The following is a 19,159-nucleotide window of genomic DNA, read 5'->3' as shown; positions in this document are numbered from 1 at the left end:
GCGGCCGCGTGCCCGCCGGGGGAGGGTCGGCAGGTGAGTGCCGCGAGCGACGTCTCCGCCCAGGACCTGCCCGAGCGCTCCCCGGACACGGTCCGGTGGTTGTTCGCCGACCAGCTCGGCCCGCACTTCCTCGACGCCCCGCGCCAGCGCGTGCTGCTGCTGGAGTCCACGGACGTGTTCCGCCGCGGGCGGTTCCACCGCCGCAAGGCCCACCTCATCCTCTCCGCGCTGCGCCACCGCGCCCGCGACCTGGGCGAGCAGGCGCAGTACGTCCAGGCCCCGACCTACCGCGAGGGGCTGGCCGAGGCCGGGTACCCCGAGGGCGCCGGGGGCCTGAGCGTCTGCGACCCGACGTCCTACCCCGCCCGGCGGTTCGTGCGCCGCCTGGACGCCGTGGAGCTGCTCGCCTCCCGGGGCTTCGTCGTCTCCGAGCGGCAGTTCGCGCACTGGGCCGACGCGCGGGGGGACAAGCGGCTGCTCATGGAGGACCTTTACCGCGAGGTCCGCCGCCACCACGGCCTGCTGATGGACGCCGAGGGCCGGCCCGTCGGGGGTTCCTGGAACTACGACGAGGACAACCGCTCCGGCCCGCCGAAGAAGCAGGAGCGCCTCGACGTCGAGCAGCCGTGGTTCCCGCGCGAGGACGACATCGACGCCCAGGTGCGCGAGGACCTCGACCGGTGGGAGCGCGACGAGCACGTCGAGTTCACCGGCACCGACGGCCCGCGCCGGTTCGCCGTCACCCGCCGGGAAGCCCTGACCGCGCTGCGGCACTTCCTCGCCGAGCGCCTCGAGCAGTTCGGCACCTACGAGGACGCCATGCTCAGCGGCGACGAGTGGATGAGCCACTCGCTGCTGTCGGCGACGCAGAACCTCGGGCTGCTCGACCCGCTGGAGATCGCCCGCCGCGCCGAGGAGCACGGCCGCGAGCACGGCACGCGCCTGGCCTCGGTCGAGGGCTTCGTCCGGCAGGTCGTGGGCTGGCGCTCCTACACCTGGCACCTCTACTGGTACCTGGGCGAGGAGTACAAGCAGCGCAACGCGATGCAGCAGCACCAGGCGATCCCCGACTGGTTCGCCGACCTCGACGCCGACGCGGTGGACGCGAACTGCCTCTCCCACGTCCTCGCCGGCGTCCGCGACGAGGGCTGGGTGCACCACATCCCGCGCCTGATGGTGCTGGGGAACTGGGCGCTGCAGCGCGGGTACCGGCCCTCCGAGGTCGCGGACTGGTTCTGGCGCAACTTCGTCGACGGCTACGACTGGGTCATGACGACCAACGTCGTCGGCATGTCGCAGCACGCCGACCACGGGGTGCTGGCGACCAAGCCGTACGCCTCCGGTGGCGCCTACATCGACCGGATGAGCGACTTCTGCGGCGGCTGCCGCTACGACCCCAAGGTGCGGGTGGGCGAGGACGCGTGCCCGTTCACCGCCGGGTACTGGAACTTCCTGCACGGCCACCGCGAGCTGCTGGCGGGCAACCAGCGGATGACCCGGGCGCTCGGCGGCCTGGACCGCCTCAAGGACCTCGACGCCCTGCTGGTGCAGGAGGCCGCGCGCGGCACCGCAGCGCCGTAGCCTGCGGGCCATGACGACCTCCCCGAGCGCGCAGGACCTCCTCGCCGCCACGAGCTACGTGCTCCTCACGACGTTCCGCAAGGACGGCCGGGCGGTGCCCACGCCGATCTGGGTGGCGCCGATGGACGGGCGGATGGTCGCGTACACGGGCGCGGACTCCGGCAAGGTCAAGCGCATCCGCCGCGACGGCCGGGTCCTGCTGGCGCCGTGCACGGCGCGCGGCAAGCCGCTGGGCGACAGCGTCGAGGGGCGCGCGACCCTGCTGGCGCCCGAGGACGTGCCCGCGGTGCGGGCCGCGGTCGCCGCCAAGTACGGCCTCGTCTACCGGCTCTTCGCCGTGGGGCAGCGCCTCGCCGGGCTCGTCGGCCGCGGCCACGCCGACGACGCCAGCGCGGCGCTGGAGCTGCGGGTCGGGGCGTCGGGCGCCGCCTGAGCCCCGCGACCCAGGTCCGCCGGAACCCCTGCGTCGGGACCTCTGCGCTGGGACCGGCGCCTCAGGAGGGGCGGACCAGCCGCACGTCCGCGACGCCGCGGGCGGCGGCCACGAGCCCGGCCTCGTGCTCCGCGAGCCGCCAGGCCGTCGCGGGCAGCGCCGCGAACGGCGTGACGGTGACGTCGAGGCGCCGTCCGGTGACCGCCGCCCGCCACGTCCCGGCGACCTCGCCGCGGAGCAGGACGACGCCGGGGGGCGCGACGGGCTTCCACACGTCGCGGTGGCGGGCGCGGTCGGGCAGGACGAGGCCGCGGTCGCGGGCCACGAGCCACGGGTCGCCCGCGGGCAGCAGCCGCAGGGTCGCGGGTGGTGCGGCCGCGCCGAGGGCCTCGGCGTCCTCGGCGGGTGACCAGGCGGAGCGGCCGTCGACGGAGACCTCGACCAGGTCGCCCGGCCACGCACGCCGCGCCTCGCTCACGCTCGTGCCGAGGTGGGCGGCGACGTCCGCGGGCCGCGCCGGACCCAGCAGCGCCAGGTAGCGGCGGAGCAGCTCCGGGGTCCCCGCGGCCGCGGTGGGCACGGCGAGCCCGGGCAGCAGCCGGTAGCGGGCGGCGCGCCCGCCCCGCAGCACCTCGGCCCCGCCGACCAGGCCCGCCTGCTGCAGCAGACCGCCCGAGACGTGCCGGGCGCCGCAGGGCGCGCAGTCGATGCTCAGCGCGTCGGGGACCCGCTCGGTCACCCCGCGGGAGAGCTCCGCCTTGGACACCGGCTCACCGCCGGCGAGGACCTCCCGGACGGCGTGGGCGACCGCGGTGAAGGCGCCGAGCCCCAGGGCGGCGGCCGCGCGGGTCCGCGACGTGCCGATCCGGGCGGCCGCGTCGGCGTCGCTCAGCGGCCACAGCGCACCGGCCAGCCACGGCAGCTCGGCGCGGCGGTGCAGGGCCGGGGCGCCCCGAGCACCCCACACGAGGACGAGCCCGTCGCCCGGGGTCCCACCGCGCACCGCCCCGCCGCGCACCGCCACGGCGGTCACGGCCGCGGGAGCGGGGACGTCGGGGATCCCGAGACCGGCGACGGCCAGCTCGTGGGCGGGGAGCCCCGGCGACGGGCGGTGCAGCTGCTGAGCGGCGAAGCGGTGCGCCAGAACCGCTGCGCGGGTCACCGACGGCGTCACCCCGGCGATCCCGTCACCCGGCCAGTCCAGCACCGCGCGACGCCGTTGTCAGCAGGCGGGAACGACCGCCGCAGGGGTGGCGGTCAGGCCTTGACCGTGACGACGGGGCAGGGGGCCTCGCCGATGACGCGCTGGGCGATGCTGCCCAGCAGGAACTTCATGGTCGCCGAGCGCCGGCGCACGGGCAGGACGACGACGTCGGTGGTCTCGTCGGCCAGGGCCAGCAGCTGCTCGGCGACGTCCTGCTGGGGGTCGTGCACGGCGTAGGCGACGCCGGCCGCCTCCGCGGCCTCCTGGACCTGGCGGCGGGCCGCGGCGGTGGCGTGGACGGGCGCCGAGGGCCGGTCGTCGGTGACGAACACGACCTGCAGGCGGGCGCCGCCGGCGCGGGCGCGCTCGGTGGCCCAGGCCAGGGCGGCGCCGCCCTCGGGGCGGTCGGTGACGGCGACGACGACGTCGCGGGGGCTGCTCACGGGATGTCCTCCAGGGATCGGTCGGGGTGGCGGGGGGAGGGGCGGGTCAGTCGAAGGGGACGACGCCGACGAGCAGGGCGGCGCCCAGCATCACCAGCGACAGGACGACGGCCCGCCAGATGACCTTGCGGTGGTGGTCGGCCAGGTCGACCTTGGCGAGGGAGATCAGCAGCAGCATCGCGGGCACCAGGGGGCTGGTGAAGTGCACGGGCTGGCCGACGATCGAGGCGCGGGCCATCTCCACGGGCGTGATGCCGTACTCGGCGGCGGCCTGCGACAGGATCGGCAGGACGCCGAAGTAGAACGCGTCGTTGGACAGGAAGAACGTCAGCGGCATGCTCAGCACGGCCGTGATGACGGCCAGGTGCGGGCCCCACGCGTCGGGCACCACGTCGACGAGCCACGTCGCCATGGCGGTGTCCATCGTCGTCGAGGTCAGCACGGCCGTGAGGACCGCGGCCGCGAACACCATCGAGACGACCGAGACGATGCTCGTCGCGTGCTCGCGGATCCGCTCGACCTGCTGGCCGGGGTGCGGGAAGTTCACCAGCAGCCCGACGGCCGAGGCGACCATGAACAGGAACGGCAGCGGCAGGACGTCGAGGCCCAGCAGGACCAGCAGCGCCACGGTCAGCGCGGCGTTGAACCAGATCAGCCGGGGCCGCAGCGTCGGGCGGGTCGGGTCGAGCGCGCCGCCCTCGAAGCCGTGCTCGTCGCCGGTGCCCGTCCCGGTGGTGATCGTCCCGGTGGAGGCGACGGAGGAACCCGCGGACGAGGTCCCGGCGGAACCCACCGTGCCGGAACCCACCGTCGCGGAACCCACCGTCGCGGAACCGACCGTCGCGGAACCGCCGGCGCCGCCGACGGTCGCGAGCTCCGTCGCGCGGAAGTCGGCGAGGTCGATGCCGTTGCGCTGCAGCCGCCGGCGCTCGCTCAGGCCCATGAACCACGACATCACCAGCACGCACACGAGACCCGCGAGCATGGAGGGCACCATCGGGTTGAACAGCTGCGACGGCGAGACGCCCAGGGCGGTCGCGGCGCGGACCGTGGGCCCGCCCCACGGGACGATGTTCATGACGCCGGCCGCGAGGTTCGCCGACACCGTGAGGACGACGGGGCTGAGCCCGAGCCGCAGGTACAGCGGGAGCATGGCCGAGACGGTGATGATGAACGTCGTCGAACCGTCGCCGTCGAGGGAGACCACGGCGGCGAGCAGCGCGCTGCCGACGACCACCTTGACGGGGTCGTCGCCGCAGATGCGCAGGATCAGCCGGATCAGCGGGTCGAACAGGCCGACGTCGATCATCAGGCCGAAGTAGATGATCGCGAAGAACAGCAGGGCCGCGGTCGGGGCGAACTCCCCGACCTGGTCCATCACCGCGTCGCCGAGGCCCAGCCCGGCGCCGGCCACGAGGCCGAACGCGAGCGGGACGAGGATCAGCGCCACGACGGGGGTGAGGCGTTTGGTGAGGATGAGCGCCATGAACACGGCGACCATGCCGAAACCGAGGGCGACAAGCATCGTTGCTCCGTCCGGAGGGAGGGGGGAGGTCCTCCAGCGGCTCCGCTGCCGCTGACGGCACCGAAGGTAGGGGCGCCGGCGCGCAGGCACGGGGTTGCGCGCACTGGCGGGGGTAGTCCTCGTTGCGCGACTTGTGCGCGTTGTGCTCAGCCGCACCCCCGGCGGTCTACGGTGACCGCCATGGACCCGCGCCGGTGGCCGTTCACGCGCCAGGCGCTCGCGGTCCAGGCCCTGCTGGTGGTCCTCGTCCTGGCCGTCTCCTTCGCGGGCTCGGCCTACCTCCTGCAGCGCCAGATCGACGTCGAGGTCGGCCAGCGGGCGCTCGCGGTGGCCCGCGTGGTCGCGGAGGACGACGCCGTGCGCGCCGGCGTCGCGGCCGCGAGCGCCGCGGCCCCCGCCCCGGCGTCGACGCTCGCCGACGGTCCCGTCCAGCGCGCGGCCTCCGACGCCCGCGCCCGCACGGGCGCCCTGTTCGTCGTGGTCACCGACGACCGCGGCCTGCGGCTGGCCCACCCCGTGCCCGCGCGCCTGGGCGAGCGGGTCAGCACCGATCCCGGGGTCGCCCTCGGAGGCGGGGAGGAGGTCAGCACGGCCGTCGGCACCCTCGGCGGCTCGGCCCGGGCGAAGGTGCCCGTGCGCGAGCCGGGCGGGCAGCGCGTCGTCGGGGAGGTCAGCGTCGGCATCGCCTCGGCGACCGTGGCCCAGCGCGTGCGGGAGGCGCTGGGACCGTTCGCGCTCATCGCCCTCGCGGCGCTCGTCGCGGGTCTGGCGGGGGCGGCGCTGCTGTCGCGGCGGCTGCGGCGGCTCACCCTGGGCCTGCAGCCGGAGGAGATCGCCGGTCTGCTGCAGGGCCACGAGGCCGTGCTGCGGGGGATCGCGGAGGGGGTCGTGGCCGTCGACCCGGCGGGGCGGGTCGTGCTGGCCAACGACGAGGCCGCCCGGCTGCTGGGCCGTCCGCTGGTCGCGGGCGACGCCGTCGAGGACCTGCCCGCCCGGGTGCGGGCGCTGGTCGAGCACCCCGACGCGGTGCCGTCGCTGGCCGTGCTGGGCGAGCGCGCGCTGCTGCTGTCCTCCCGCCGGGTCTCGCGCGACGACCGGCTGCTCGGCTCCGTCGTCACCGTGCAGGACCGCACCGACGTGGAGCTGCTCACCCGCCAGCTCGACGCCGTCCAGGCCGTCGGCACCGTGCTGCGCGCCCAGCGCCACGAGTTCGCCAACCGCCTGCACCTGGTGTCCGGGCTGCTGGGCTCCGGCCACGTCGAGGAGGCCGGCGACTACGTCCGGACCCTGCTCGCGACGGGGCCCCTCGGCACGGGCGTGGCGGGTCTCGACGCCGTCGCCGACCCCTACCTGCAGGCCTTCGTGGCCGCCAAGGCCAGCCACGCCCGCGAGAACGGCGTCCAGCTGCGCCTGGGCGAGGTGTCGGTGACCGGCCGGATCGCCGACCCCGTCGACGTCACGACCGTGCTCGGCAACCTCGTCGACAACGCCGTCACCGCGGTGCGCGGCGGCGAGGGGGCGGTCGTCGAGGTCGACCTCGTGCAGGACGGCACGGCGCTCGTCGTCGCCGTCTCCGACTCGGGGCCGGGCGTCGCGCCGCACGTGCGCGCGGACCTCTTCGAACCCGGGGTCACGACGCGGGCCGCCGGCGACGGCGGCCTCGGCCTCGCGCTGGTCCGGCAGGTGGCGCGGGCCCGGGGCGGCGACGCGTGGCTGGCCGACGGTGGCGACGGCGAGGGGCTCGCCGGCGCGGTGTTCGTCGCCCGCCTGCCGGGCGCGGTCGCGGGCGGCGCCGGGGCGGGGGAGCAGCCGTGGACCTGAACGTGCTCGTCGTCGACGACGACTTCCGGGTGGCCGACCTGCACGCCCGCGCCGTCGCCGCGGTCCCCGGCTTCGCGGTGGTGGCGACCGCCGGCACGTGCGCCGAGGCCCGCCTCGTCCTCGCCCGCCGGCGCGCGCAGGGGCAGCCGCCGCCGGACCTGGCGCTGGTCGACGTCTACCTCCCGGACGGCTCGGGCCTCGACCTCGTCGCCGAGCTCGACTGCGACGCCATGGTGCTCTCGGCGGCCACGGAGACGGCCACGTTCCGCCGCGCGCTGCGCAGCGGCGCGCTGGGCTACCTCCTCAAGCCCTTCGACGAGGCGGCGCTCGCGGGCCGGCTGCGGGCCTACGCCCGCTACCGGCGCCTGCTGGACGCCCGCCCGGGCGTGGACCAGGACGTCGTCGACGGGGCCGTGCGCGCCCTGCACTCCGAGGCCGCGCCGGCCCGCGGGGCGGCGTCCGCGACGCGCGACCTCGTGCTGCAGGCGCTGCAGGACGCCGCCGAGCCGCTGTCCGCGGCCGACGTCGCCACCGCGACGGGGATCTCGCGGGCCACCGCGCAGCGCCACCTCGCGGCGCTGGACGCCGAGGGCCGCCTGCAGCTGCAGCTGCGCTACGGCACCACCGGGCGCCCCGAGCAGCGCTACGCCCACCGCCCGCACTGACCGTCGCCCGCACTGACCGTCGCCCGCACTGACCGCTGTCCCCGCCGGGGTGGCGCGGGCGGGGACGGCGCGGCCAGGCTGGGCCGCATGGCCTCCCGCACCGCGAACCTCTGCCTCGACGCCGCCGACCCCCTCGCCCAGGTCGCGTGGTGGGCCCAGGTCCTCGACGACTTCGAGCCCGACGACGACGGCGACGACGAGGAGGCCGGGCTGAGCGGTCCCGGCGGCCGCAGCCTGCTGTTCCTGCGCGTCCCGGAACCCAAGACGGTCAAGAACCGCATGCACCTGTGCCTGCGGCCCGTGGACCGCGACCGCGACGCGGAGGTGGAGCGCCTGCTCGCCCTGGGCGCGACGGTCGTCGACGACCGGCGCACCCCGGACGCGGGGTGGGCGGTCCTCGCCGACCCCGAGGGCAACGAGTTCTGCGTCCTGACGACCCCCGCGGACGAGGCGGGGGTCCTGCGCGCCTGAGCCCGCCCCGCCGGCCCGCGAGCGGGGGCCCGGGCGGCCGTCGCGTCACCCGTCAGGGTGAGCGGCGTCGCTCCTGGCGCGCTTCCGGCGACGGTGCGTGGTCGGGTGGTCACTGCGGGGCCGTCCGGCGCCGTGCGGCCGTCCGTCCGGTGACGAGCGGCGTGCCGTCTGGACAGTTGACGCGTTGGCGATGACGATGTGCAATCGCACGTCTGCACATCGTGACGATCGGCTGGTTCGGTCGCGGGAGCACCAGCTCGCGACCCTCGACGACAGGAGGTGCGGGATGGCTCCGTGGCCGTGGACGGCCCGGCACCTCGCGGGCGACGAGGTCCGCACCCGCATCGTGCCCTGGGCCCTCGCGTCACCCCTGGTGGTGGTCGGGGTCATCGCGCTGCTGCTGCGCCTGCTCGTCGGGCCGCCGTCGGCCGGGACGCTGCTCTCCGTGCTCGCCGGCGGCGTCGTCAGCGCGGTCCTGCTGCTGCACCTGTCGATGCAGGCCGCCGAGCGCCTCGACGAGGAGGGCCGGCACCGCCAGGACGTCCTGGACGCGGCCCGGCGCCAGGCGCTGCACGACCCGCTGACCGACCTCGGCAACCGCCAGCTGTTCTCCGACCGCCTGCAGCACGCGCTCGCCCGCCGCGGCTCGCACGCCTGCGCCGTGCTCTACCTCGACCTGGACAGCTTCAAGACCATCAACGACGTGCACGGCCACGCGGCCGGCGACACCGTCCTGGTGGAGGTGGCCTCCCGCCTGCGCGCGGCCGTGCGCCCGGAGGACACCGTCGCCCGCTTCGGCGGCGACGAGTTCGCCGTGCTCTGCGAGGACCTCACCGACGAGCTGAACGCGAGCCGCATCGCCGACCGCGTCGTGTCCTCGATCTCCGACCGGCCCGTCGTGGTCACCGGGGGCCGCGAGATCAGCGTGACCCCGAGCGTCGGCATCGCCCTGGCCCGCGACGAGGCCGACGCCTCGAAGCTGCTGCGGCGCGCCGACGCGGCGCTCTACCGCGCCAAGGAGGGCGGCAAGGCGCGCTCGGAGCTGTTCGACGAGCGCATGCAGGCGCAGGCCGTGGACACCCTGCAGACCGAGGACGACCTGTCCCTCGCCGTCGCCCAGGGCCAGCTGCGCCTGCACTACCAGCCCATCGTCGACCTCGTCGACGGCCACGTGCAGGGCGTGGAGGCGCTCGTGCGCTGGCAGCACCCGCGCCGCGGGCTCCTGCAGCCGGCCGACTTCATCCCGCTCGCCGAGCGCAGCGGCCTCATCGTCTCCATCGGCGCGTGGGTCATCGCCGAGGCGTGGCGGACGCTGGAGGGCTGGTACGCCGACGCCGGGGACGACTGCCGCCTCACGGTCTCGGTCAACATCTCCTCCCGCCAGCTCGCCAACGGCGAGCTCCTGGACGCCATCGCCGTGGCCCAGCCGAGCGGTCGCGCCGCGGGCGCCCTGCTCGTGGAGGTCACCGAGGAGCTGCTCGTCGCCGACGCCAAGGCGGGGTTCTCCACCCTGCACGCGCTGCGGACGATGGGGGTGCGCGTCGGCGTCGACGACTTCGGGCGGGGCATCTCCTCGCTCTCGCACCTGCAGTCGATGCCCGTGGACCACGTCAAGGTGGACCGCCACTTCATCGCGGGGCTCGGCCGCCACCGCCAGGACGAGGCCGTCGTGGCCGGCATCGTCGGGATGGCCAAGAACATGGGCCTGGGCGTCATCGCCGAGGGCGTCGAGACCACCGAGCAGCTCGAGACCCTGCGGCGCCTGGGCTGCGACGCCGCGCAGGGGTTCCTGCTCGGCTACCCCAGCCCGGCGCTGGACCTCGACCGCGCCGTGCACCCCGGGCCGGGCGGCGCGCTGCGCGGGGTCCTCGACCTCGACGCCGCCGTGGTCGTCCCGAGCGTGGTGCCCAGCGCCGCCTTCTGAGCTCCGGCTCCGGGGGGTCGGGAACGGCGGACCGCGGAGGTTCCCCGTCGCCGGACACCTGCACTGCTGCAGGCGGGTGCGCCCCTGCTCCCGGGCTCAGGCCGTCGTCGTCGCGTGCCGATGAGGAGGCACGCGGTCCCGCCCACCCGGGACCCAGACGAGGAGCGAGACCCACGATGGCCCGACAGTCCGGTACGAGCGCCTCCCTGACCACCCGGATCGCCGGCGCCGCAGGCTGCATGGCCCTGGCCGCCGTCGCGCTCGGTGCGCTCGGGGCCGTCTCGAGCCACCAGCAGAGCGCGGACCTCGCGGCGCTGCAGGACGGCGTCCTCGCGCGCCAGAGCACGGTGCAGTCGATCGCCCTGCTGAACGCCCAGGTCACCGCCAACTCCCTCGCCGCCCAGTACGTCCCGGGCGTCGCCCAGCAGGTGGGCGCGCAGCTCGCGGACGGCACGCAGGCCCGCACGGACGCCGTCGACGCCCTGCAGGGCCTCGTCTCCGGCGCCGACGTCCCCGTGGCCGCCGACCTCGCGCAGCAGCTCGACGCCATGGACACCGCCGGCCCCCAGGTGACGGGGGCCGCCGACGACGCCGCCCGCGCCGCCGCGCTGACGACCTACCAGGCGGCGCAGCAGGCCTTCGAGGGCGACGTCGCCACGCTGCAGGCGAGCGCGTCCGCCGCCGTCACCGCCTCCGTCGACGCCAGCCGCGACGCGGCCCACCGCACGCTGCTGCTGACCGTCGCCTTCCTCGTCGCCGGGCTCGCGCTCGGCTGCGCGGTGCTCGTCGCCGCCGTCCGCCGCATCCGCGCCGACGCCTCCGCGATCGCCCGGGTCGCCGAGGCCCTCGAGCGCGGCGACCTCACCGCCACCACGGGCATCGACCGCTCCGACGAGCTCGGCCGCACCGCCGCCGCCCTCGACCGCGCGCTCGCCCAGCTGCGCGCCGACATCTCCTCCGTCTTCGCGGGCGCGACCTCGCTCGGCCGCTCCTCGCGGGAGCTGGCCGAGGCCGGCACGACCTCCGGAGCCGCCTCCGAGCGCGCCGGCGAGCAGGTCCGCACGGTCTCCGCGGACATCGCCGCCGTGTCCACGAACCTGCAGGCCGTCTCCGCGGGCTCCGACGAGATGGGCTCGGCGATCCGCGAGATCTCCGCCTCCGCCGCCGAGGCCACCGGCGTCGCCCAGCAGGCCGTGCAGGTCGCCGAGGAGACGACCGCCACCGTCTCGCGCCTCGGGGAGTCCTCCGCGCAGATCGGCTCCGTCGTCAAGGTCATCACCGCCATCGCGGAGCAGACCAACCTCCTCGCCCTCAACGCGACCATCGAGGCCGCCCGGGCCGGGGAGATGGGCAAGGGCTTCGCCGTCGTCGCCGGCGAGGTCAAGGAGCTCGCGCAGCAGACCGCGCGGGCCACCGAGGACATCTCCCGGCGCGTCGCCGCGATCCAGTCCGACACCACGGGCGCCGTCACCGCGATCGGCTCGATCACCGAGGTCATCGCGCGCATCAACGACCTGCAGACCACCATCGCCTCGGCGGTGGAGGAGCAGACGGCCACCACCTCGGAGATCTCGCGGTCCATCGCCGACGCCTCCCTCGGCGCCGACCGCATCGCCGGCGGCATCGACGCGGTGTCCGCCGCGACGGACGCCACCGACCGCGGCGTGGTGTCCACGCGCTCCGCGGCCGACGACGTCGCCCAGGTCTCCCAGCAGCTGCAGGACCTGGTGGGGCGCTTCCGCTACTGAGGCGCGCTCGGCAGGCGGCGCGGAACGACCGGTACCGTCCGGGCGTGCCGCGCCTCCTGCTGTCCGACCTCGCGGACCCCGCCCACGCGGGCCTGCTGCGCGACTACACCGCGCTGAAGGACGTGCAGCTGCGCGCCGTCCGCGAACCCGCCGAGGGGCTGTTCCTCGCCGAGGGCGTCGAGGTGGTCCGGCGGGCGCTCGCCGCCGGGCACCGGCCGCGCTCGTTCCTGCTCTCGCCGCAGCGCGCCGACGAGCTCGCCGACGCCCTCGCCCCCTTCCCCGACGTGCCCGTCCTGGTGGCCCCCGTCGAGGCGTTCCGCGAGCTGACGGGCGTCGACCTGCACCGCGGCGCCATCGCCTCGATGCACCGGCCCGCCCCGCGCTCCGTCGCCGACCTCGTGGCGGGCCTCGGGTCCGGCCCGCGGCGGCTCGTCGTCCTCGAGGACGTCGCCGACCACACCAACGTCGGCGCGGTGTTCCGCTCGGCGGCCGCGTTCGGCGTCGACGGGGTCGTCGTCAGCCCCCGCTGCGCGGACCCGCTGTACCGGCGCAGCGTCCGCGTCTCGATGGGCACCGTCCTGCACCTGCCCTGGGCCCGCGCCACGACGTGGCCGGGCGACCTGGAGCTGCTGCGCGAGAACGGCTTCCGCGTGGCCGCGCTGGCCCTGGCTGACGACGCCGTCGACCTCGGGGCGTTCGCCGTCCCCCAGCGCCTCGCGCTGCTGCTGGGCACCGAGGGCGACGGCCTGAGCCGGCGGGCGCTCGCGGGCGCCGACCTCACCGTGCGGATCCCCATGGCCCCGCAGGTCGACAGCCTGAACGTCGCCGCGGCCAGCGCCGTGGCGCTCTGGCAGACCCGGCCCGGCGCCTAAGCGCCGACGAGGCGGCGCAGGGCGAGGCGGGCGACGGGGGAGTAGGCGAGGACCACCGCGGCGGGCCCGTCGAGCACCAGCCAGGTGAGGCAGCCGTCCCCGACGCCGCGCACGCCGTGCTCCAGGCGCAGACCGACGCCCGCGCAGCGGACCTCCCACGCCCACGTCCGCGCGTCGCAGTCGGCGGCGGTGACGTCGAAGGGCACCCGCAGGCCCAGGGGACCGCGCACGGTCCCCGCGAGCCCCGCCCGCAGCTCCGGCCCGGTCGCGGTGACGCCCCGCACCTGCGGCGACCACCGCGACCACCGGGCCGGCTCGGCGTAGTCCGCCCAGACCGGCCCGGCGCCCCGCGGCCCGCGGACCGCGAGGCGCCGGCGCACGGCTCAGCGCTCCAGGGCGATGTCCACGACCTCGGCACCCGGCAGCGCCGCGAGGTCCGCGCCCCGCACCACGAGCTTGGAGCGCCGCACCCCGGAGCCGATCAGGACCCAGGGCGCCGCGGCCACCCGCTCGTCGACGAGGACGCGCCACCCGGCCGGCAGCCCGACGGGCGTGATGCCGCCGTGTTCCATGCCGCTGTCGTCGACCGCGCGGTCCATCGGCAGGAACGACGCCTTGCGGACGTCGAGCACCTTCTTGACCGCGCTGTTGACGTCGGCGCGGGTCGTGGCGAGCACCACGCACGCCGCGATCCGCTCGTCACCCTCCCGCTTGCCGGACACCACGACGCAGTTGGCGGAGCCGTCCAGCGGGACGCCCGCCGCCTCGACGAGCGCCGCGGTGTCGGCGACGTCGGGGTCGATCTCGCACACCCACGCCCCCGCCGGCAGGGCGGCCGCGACGGCGGGGGTCAGCAGGTCGGGGTGCTGCGCCGCGGGCCGCAGCTCCAGCGACCCGGCGACCCGCTGCGCCCCCTCGTCCGCGACCGTCACCGCTGGTAGGTGCCCGTCAGCGTCGCGCGGGCCAGGACGTGGCCGAGGGACGTGAAGGCCGCCACCGTCGGCGTGGCCTCGGCGGGCAGCTCGAGCGACTCGACGTCGAGGGCGTGCACGGCGAAGACGTAGCGGTGCACGTGGTCCCCGGGCGGGGGAGCTGCACCGGTGTAGTCCGCGCTGCCCACGTCGTTGCGCAGCACCAGGGCGCCGCCGGCGTCGGAGCCGAAGCCCGTGGGGACGCTGGTCGTCGTGGCCGGCAGGTCCAGGACGGTCCAGTGCCAGAAGCCCGCGGGCGTCGGCGCGTCCGGGTCGAAGACGTTCAGCAGGAAGGACTTCGTGCCCTCGGGGAAGCCCGACCAGCTCAGCTGGGGGGACACGCTCTCGCCGGCGTGCCGGTCGGCCATCGGCCGGCCCTCGGCGATGTCGGTCGAGGTGAGCTCGAAGCTCGGCACCTGGGGGAGCAGGGAGTAGGGCTCGGGAGCCACGGGGCGTTCGAGGTTCATGCTCGGCACTGTAGGCAGGGGCCCGAGCGCGGCGCGCGCGGAGATCACCCGGGCGGAGGTGCCGGACGCTGAGGTGGCGGCGCAAGGGCCCGTGACGCGACGAGGCCCCCACCGCGGTGCGGCAGGGGCCTCGTGCGGGCGGGAGTGGGCTCAGGCGACCATCAGGGGCGCCTTGAGCGGCAGGTCGGTGCCGACGAGGACGGTCTGCGCCGCCCGCATCGAGCGGTGGTTGATCACGACCGGGGCCAGCAGGTTCGCGGTGGCCGTGGAGGCGTCCTCGCCCGGGTTGACCACGCACAGCACGGCGGCCTCGGTGGCGTCGCGCAGGTCGAGGGCGGCGACGGTGTCGTCGTCGATCTCGGGGAGGTAGCCGGGGAAGAAGCGCCCCGGCGCGACGACGACCAGGCGGATCTCGGGGGAGTCCACGCAGCGCAGCGAGAACAGGACCCCCTCGTCGTCGAGGGCGACGAGGCTGAACCGCTTGTGCTGGTCGAAGCCCATGATGGGGGCGACGAAGACGATCTCGGGAGCTGCGACGGGCGCGTCGGTCATGAGGGTCACTGTAGAGAACTCCTTGGTCAACGGAGGAAGTCCATCAGGGTGGGCTGGATGACCTTGGCGGTCGAGGCGAGCGCGGTCTCGTAGGCGGTCTTCTGCAGGTTGTACTCGATGAGCGTCTTCGGCAGGTCGATCGCCGTGATGTCGTTGTGCGAGTCCGTCAGCGAGTCGACGCGGGCGTCGGAGGTGTCCTTGAGGGCCTCGAGCTGGTTGGTGCGGGCCCCGACCGTCGACAGCGAGTCCTTGAGCAGCCCGAGCCCGGTGTCGACCTTCGTGATGAAGTCGTTGATCCCGGCGCCGCTGCCGCTCTTCAGCGCCGTGGACAGGTCGGTGAGCATGGCGAAGGTCGCGCCGTCGTCGCCGAAGGCGCCCTCGCCGCTCACGTTGGCCGCGACGTCGACGTTCGGCCCGACCCGCCGCGCGACGACGCCGGCGTCGCCCTGGAAGGCCCCGGTGGCGTCGAAGGCGACGTCGCCGATCTTGGTGCCCGCGAAGATCGGGCGGCCCAGGTACTTGGTGTTGGCCGAGGAGAGCAGGTTCTCCTTGAGGCTGTCGACCTCGATGGCGATGGCCCGGCGGGCCGTCGTGTCGTTGGCCCCGGTGTTCGCGGCCTGCACGGTGAGGTCACGCACGCGCTGCATGACCTTCACGGAGTCCTGCAGGGCGGCGTCGGCCGAGTTCAGCCAAGCTTGACCGTCGAGGTTGTTGCGGCCGTACTGCTCCTGCACGCCGATCTCGGTGCGGTACTGGATCGAGTTGTTGGTGACGACCGGGTCGTCGGACGGCTTGCTGAGCACCTGACCGCTGGACAGCTGCTCCTGCAGCTTGTTGCTGCGGTTCATGCTGGCCTGCAGGTTGGTCATGGACCCGACCGCGATGCTGCGGTTCGTGATGCGGCTGAACACGTCTGTTCCTCTCTCGGTCAGTCAGGGTCAGCGGCCGACGAGGCCGGTGCGGTTGATGAGGGTGTCCAGCGCCTCGTCGATCGAGGTGAGGACCCGCGCGGCGGCGGAGTAGGCGTGCTGGAAGGCGACGAGGTTGGTCATCTCCTCGTCCAGGTTCACCCCGGACACCGCCTCGCGCGCCGCGCTGGACTTCAGGGCGACGGACGCGGCCAGGTCGGCCCGGCTCTCGGCGGCCTGCGAGGAGGAGGCCAGCGAGGTGACGGTGCTGCGCCAGGAGGTGGACGGGCTCCTGGCCGGGTTCTCGGGCAGCTGCCCGAGCGTCTTGGCGATCGAGCGGTCCACCGTGCCGGGCGTGCTGTCCGCGAACTGCGCGTCGGAGGTGCCGGCGACCAGGACGCTCAGCCCGCCGGCGCCCTTGGTGGCGTCGAAGGCGAAGAAGTCGCCCCCGGCGGTCCCCGCGGGGTTGTAGACGGCGTTCACCTCGTCGGCGATCTTCTGCGCCGTGTCGGCGTACTTCCCGGAGACCCCGGGCAGCGTGGTGTTGACCGCGTCGAGGGTGGCGCGCAGGGTGCCGGAGTCCGGGCTCACCGCGGTGGCGCCGACCTGCAGCTGCAGCGCCTGCGCGCCGGCGCCCTTCGCCTGGGCGAGGGTGAGGCCGGGGTTGCGGACCGACAGGGTCTCGGAGCGGTCGCCGGTGACGATGGCGGCGTTGCCGACGTAGACGTCGACCATGCCGCCGTCGCGCTGCACCACGCGGGCGCCGGTCAGCTCGGCGAGGTGGTTGACCGCCTGGTCCCGCTGGTCCAGCAGCTCGTTGGCAGAGGAGCCCGTGTTGAGGGCCTTGCGGATCGTGTTGTTGAGCTCGGCGACGCGGGCCGCCGTGCCGCTCGCGTCCTCGGCCAGGACCGAGGCGTTGTCCCGCAGGTTGCCCCACTGCTGGGTCAGCGACTCGTCGAGGCCCTTGAGGGTGTCGACGACCGCCTGGCTGCGGGACAGGACCGTCGTGCGGGCCGAGGAGACGGCGTCGGAGCCCTGCGCGTTGCCGAGGTCGCTCCACGACTTGTAGGTGTCGGTCAGGCGCTGCGTCAGGCTCGCGCTGCCCGGCTCGCCCAGCCCGGTCTCGACGTCGTTCCACACCTTCGCCGTGGCCTGCTGCTCAGCGGAGGTGGCCGCGTCCTGGCGCTGGCGGGCGTCGACGAAGGCGTCGGTGGCGCGGCTGATGCCGGTGATCTCCACCCCGTCGCCGGCGATGTTGCGGCGCGCCCAGATGCCGCCCTCACCGACGACGCTCTCGGTCTGGTCGACGCGCTGGCGGCTGTAGCCGGGAGTGTTGGCGTTGGCGATGTTCTGGCCCGTGACCTCCATGGAGCGCTGGGCGGCCGCCAGTGCCTTGGAGGTCAGGTTGATGCCGGAGAAGGTGCTCATGTCCTCGGTCCTCGCTGCCCGTCAGAGGGCTTCGTCGACGAAGTGGGCACGCGATCCCCCGGTGGAGGCTGCGATGTTCTTGCCCTTGGCGGTGTAGGTGTCCAGGCCTGCGTCGAGGCCCAGCAGTGCTTCCCGGACGGCGCGGGCACCGCTGGTCAGCAGGTCCCGGTTGGCGTCCGCGAGGTTCTGGATCTCCGCGGTGAGCGTCAGGAACGCGTCGCGGTGGCTGCGGAAGAGGTCGTCCCACGGTTCGGGGACCACGCCGGCGAGCACGTTGAGGCTCGGGCCGGCGTCGATGCCGAGCTCGGCGGCGATGGCGTCGACCTCGACGGCCCGCAGCAGCTCGGTGGAGCGGATCTGCTCGAGCACGAACTCCACCTCGCGGGTGGCGTGCGCCAGCCAGCGCGTGCGGCCGCTGGCCAGCACGAGCTGCTCCTCCTCCAGCTTGAACAGGAGCAGCTCCAGCAGCTCCCGCTCCTTCCAGAGGATGCTGGAGACCTCAGCGAGTCCCATGCCCGTCCCTTCCGCACCGACCGTCGGTCCGTTCTCCCGCCTCCATCGGCATCCGCGGCCGGCACCTGAGGGCGGGCTGGGCCGGACGGGTCGCGAGCGGGCCGGTCTCTCACCGGGGCCGCGGTGACAGGCGCAGGGGAGGGGACGTCGGCTGCCCGGACCGGGCGACGCCCGGACGGGGGAGGCTCGTCACCCGCCGCGTCCGACGGTGTCCACCGACTGGGGGCTCAAGTCGCAGGGGGTGACGTGCCGAGAGATGGGGCGTGACCGCAGACGCCGCTGCTCCCCAGCTCGAGGCCCTCACCGACGCCGCCCGCGTGGCGCTCGTGGAGAAGAGCCTGCCGATCGTGGGCTACATCACGAACGAGTTCATCGGCCGGCTCCCCTCGCACGTGAGCCGCGACGACCTGACGTCGGCCGGGCTGCTGGCCCTGGTCCAGGCGTCCCGCGCCTACGACCCGAGCACCGGGGTGCCGTTCAACCGGTACGCCAACACCCGCATCCGCGGGGCGCTGCTCGACGAGCTGCGCGGGCAGGACTGGGCGTCGCGGGGAGCCCGCAGCCGCGCCCGGAAGCTCACGCAGATCGAGGACCAGCTCACGGCTCAGCTGGGCCGCCGCCCCTCCGCGGAGGAGACGGCCTCGGCGCTCGGCGTCACCACCCGCGAGCTGCACGACACCCGCGACGACGCCCAGCGCGCCGTGGTGCTGTCGATGCAGGGCTTCACCGCGGACGGCGCCTCGATCGACGACCACCTGCCCACCCACACGCCGGGCCCGGAGCAGGAGCTGCTGCACCGCGAGCGGCTCGGCTACCTCCGCTCTGCGATCGCGGCGCTGCCCGAGCGGCTGAAGGTCGTCGTCGAGGGCTACTTCATCGCCGAGCGCCCCATGGCCGAGCTGGCCGAGGAGCTCGAGGTCAGCGAGTCCCGCATCTCGCAGATGCGCGCCGAGGCGCTCGTCCTGCTGCGCGACGGCATGAACAGCCACCTCTCGCCCGAGATGGTCGGGGCCCTCACGGGTTCGACCGCCGCGGTGAAGCGCAAGGAGTCCTACTTCGCGGCCGTCGGGGCGCAGTCGGACTTCCGGGCCCGGCTGGCGCTGTCCAGCTTCGGCGTCATGAGCGCTCCCCGTCCCGTGGCGGTGCGCCAGAGCGCGTGAGCGCAGACCCGTCGAGACGACCGAGCGCCGCGCCCCTCCGTGGGGCGCGGCGCTCCGTCGTTCGGGCGGCGACCGTGCCGGCCCCCGATCGGCGAGCCGGCGACGTCACCCGTTCGCCACACGCTTCACCCCTCAGGTTCGGCGGCGGCAGACCGATGAAACAACTGGCTGGCCCACGGAGGGGCAGGCCGGGAAACCAGACGGACCCCTACTCACGGAGGAACGATCATCATGGGTCTTCGCATCAACAACAACATCGCCGCGTTCAACGCCTACCGCAACCTGCAGGCCACGGACAAGGCGCAGTCCTCCTCCCTGGAGAAGCTGTCGTCTGGTCTTCGCATCAACAAGGCCGCTGACGACGCGGCCGGCCTGTCGGTGTCGGAGGGCCTGCGCTCGCAGATCGGTGGCCTCAAGGTCGCCGTCCGCAACGCTCAGGACGGCGTCAACGTCGTGCAGACCGCTGACGGCGC

At 75.0% G+C, this 19,159-nt stretch carries 20 protein-coding genes; 10 read left to right on the top strand and 10 right to left on the bottom strand.

Annotated features, from left to right (window positions below; translation table 11 throughout):
• Positions 1-33 precede the first annotated feature (33 nt).
• Positions 34-1,581 (top strand): cryptochrome/photolyase family protein, encoded by a 1,548-nt coding sequence (locus F1544_RS19055; RefSeq protein ID WP_167587716.1) that lies wholly within the window; start codon positions 34-36, stop codon positions 1,579-1,581.
• A 10-nt stretch (positions 1,582-1,591) separates the two neighbouring features.
• Positions 1,592-2,014, top strand: coding sequence for a PPOX class F420-dependent oxidoreductase (locus tag F1544_RS19050; protein WP_167587715.1), 423 nt, complete (start codon positions 1,592-1,594; stop codon positions 2,012-2,014).
• 61 nt (positions 2,015-2,075) lie between these two features.
• On the opposite strand, the gene F1544_RS19045 is transcribed toward F1544_RS19050, so the two are convergent.
• From F1544_RS19045 to F1544_RS19035, 3 genes are read right to left on the bottom strand one after another with little or no spacing between them, the layout of a single operon-like run.
• Positions 2,076-3,221 (bottom strand): DNA glycosylase AlkZ-like family protein, encoded by a 1,146-nt coding sequence (locus F1544_RS19045; protein WP_208972197.1) that lies wholly within the window; start codon positions 3,219-3,221, stop codon positions 2,076-2,078.
• Between the two features lie 50 nt (positions 3,222-3,271).
• Positions 3,272-3,661: a universal stress protein gene (locus tag F1544_RS19040; RefSeq protein ID WP_167587714.1), complete on the bottom strand. Its 390-nt coding sequence runs from the start codon at positions 3,659-3,661 to the stop codon at positions 3,272-3,274.
• A 46-nt stretch (positions 3,662-3,707) separates the two neighbouring features.
• Positions 3,708-5,186 (bottom strand): CitMHS family transporter, encoded by a 1,479-nt coding sequence (locus F1544_RS19035; RefSeq protein ID WP_167587713.1) that lies wholly within the window; start codon positions 5,184-5,186, stop codon positions 3,708-3,710.
• Positions 5,187-5,366: 180 nt separating this feature from the next.
• On the opposite strand from F1544_RS19035, the gene F1544_RS19030 reads away from it, so the two are divergent.
• The 6 genes from F1544_RS19030 (at position 5,367) to F1544_RS19005 (ending at position 12,687) form a co-directional block, all read left to right on the top strand.
• On the top strand, positions 5,367-7,007 hold the full coding sequence (locus F1544_RS19030) for a sensor histidine kinase (protein WP_167587712.1): 1,641 nt from the start codon (positions 5,367-5,369) through the stop codon (positions 7,005-7,007).
• Positions 7,004-7,672 (top strand): response regulator, encoded by a 669-nt coding sequence (locus F1544_RS19025; RefSeq protein WP_167587727.1) that lies wholly within the window; start codon positions 7,004-7,006, stop codon positions 7,670-7,672. Before F1544_RS19030 ends, F1544_RS19025 begins: the two co-directional genes overlap by 4 nt.
• An 87-nt stretch (positions 7,673-7,759) precedes the next feature.
• Positions 7,760-8,143, top strand: coding sequence for a VOC family protein (locus tag F1544_RS19020; RefSeq protein ID WP_167587711.1), 384 nt, complete (start codon positions 7,760-7,762; stop codon positions 8,141-8,143).
• Between the two features lie 286 nt (positions 8,144-8,429).
• Positions 8,430-10,067 (top strand): putative bifunctional diguanylate cyclase/phosphodiesterase, encoded by a 1,638-nt coding sequence (locus F1544_RS19015; protein ID WP_167587710.1) that lies wholly within the window; start codon positions 8,430-8,432, stop codon positions 10,065-10,067.
• Positions 10,068-10,243: 176 nt separating this feature from the next.
• Positions 10,244-11,815 (top strand): methyl-accepting chemotaxis protein, encoded by a 1,572-nt coding sequence (locus tag F1544_RS19010; RefSeq protein ID WP_167587709.1) that lies wholly within the window; start codon positions 10,244-10,246, stop codon positions 11,813-11,815.
• A gap of 44 nt (positions 11,816-11,859) precedes the next feature.
• Positions 11,860-12,687 (top strand): TrmH family RNA methyltransferase, encoded by an 828-nt coding sequence (locus tag F1544_RS19005; protein WP_167587708.1) that lies wholly within the window; start codon positions 11,860-11,862, stop codon positions 12,685-12,687.
• Here F1544_RS19005 and F1544_RS19000 read toward each other — a convergent pair.
• The 7 genes from F1544_RS19000 to flgN all read right to left on the bottom strand — a co-directional run bounded on the left by F1544_RS19000 (position 12,684) and on the right by flgN (position 17,526).
• Positions 12,684-13,067 (bottom strand): SRPBCC family protein, encoded by a 384-nt coding sequence (locus F1544_RS19000; protein WP_167587707.1) that lies wholly within the window; start codon positions 13,065-13,067, stop codon positions 12,684-12,686. The two genes, F1544_RS19005 and F1544_RS19000, sit on opposite strands and share 4 nt — an antisense overlap.
• Before the next feature lie 3 nt (positions 13,068-13,070).
• On the bottom strand, positions 13,071-13,619 hold the full coding sequence (locus F1544_RS18995) for a YbaK/EbsC family protein (protein ID WP_308470188.1): 549 nt from the start codon (positions 13,617-13,619) through the stop codon (positions 13,071-13,073).
• The gene (locus F1544_RS18990; RefSeq protein WP_167587706.1) at positions 13,616-14,125 is read right to left on the bottom strand and encodes a YbhB/YbcL family Raf kinase inhibitor-like protein; all 510 of its coding nucleotides are present in this window, start codon (positions 14,123-14,125) and stop codon (positions 13,616-13,618) included. The genes F1544_RS18995 and F1544_RS18990 overlap by 4 nt, the downstream gene beginning before the upstream one ends.
• Positions 14,126-14,275: 150 nt before the next feature.
• Positions 14,276-14,677: a flagellar assembly protein FliW gene (fliW, locus tag F1544_RS18985; protein ID WP_167587705.1), complete on the bottom strand. Its 402-nt coding sequence runs from the start codon at positions 14,675-14,677 to the stop codon at positions 14,276-14,278.
• A 26-nt stretch (positions 14,678-14,703) separates the two neighbouring features.
• Positions 14,704-15,588, bottom strand: a complete 885-nt coding sequence (gene flgL / locus F1544_RS18980; protein WP_167587704.1) for a flagellar hook-associated protein FlgL — start codon at positions 15,586-15,588, stop codon at positions 14,704-14,706.
• A 27-nt stretch (positions 15,589-15,615) separates the two neighbouring features.
• A complete protein-coding gene (gene flgK / locus F1544_RS18975) occupies positions 15,616-17,013 on the bottom strand; it encodes a flagellar hook-associated protein FlgK (protein ID WP_167587703.1) in 1,398 nt (465 codons plus the stop codon).
• Positions 17,014-17,034: 21 nt separating this feature from the next.
• Complete coding sequence (gene flgN / locus F1544_RS18970; protein ID WP_167587702.1) at positions 17,035-17,526, bottom strand: flagellar export chaperone FlgN; 492 nt, start codon at positions 17,524-17,526, stop codon at positions 17,035-17,037.
• Positions 17,527-17,789: 263 nt separating this feature from the next.
• Here flgN and F1544_RS18965 point away from each other — a divergent pair, with 263 nt between their 5' ends.
• Together F1544_RS18965 and F1544_RS18960 are read left to right on the top strand one after the other, a co-directional pair.
• The gene (locus F1544_RS18965) at positions 17,790-18,686 is read left to right on the top strand and encodes a sigma-70 family RNA polymerase sigma factor (RefSeq protein ID WP_167587701.1); all 897 of its coding nucleotides are present in this window, start codon (positions 17,790-17,792) and stop codon (positions 18,684-18,686) included.
• Positions 18,687-18,917: 231 nt separating this feature from the next.
• A partial coding sequence (locus F1544_RS18960; RefSeq protein ID WP_444546808.1) for a flagellin N-terminal helical domain-containing protein occupies positions 18,918-19,159 on the top strand: 242 nt, incomplete at its 3' end.

This window comes from Kineococcus rubinsiae, from assembly GCF_011839805.1.
Lineage (GTDB): Bacteria > Actinomycetota > Actinomycetes > Actinomycetales > Kineococcaceae > Kineococcus > Kineococcus rubinsiae.
The sequence above is the reverse complement of the archived record's forward strand: the minus strand, read 5'-3'. Positions and strand labels throughout refer to the sequence as shown.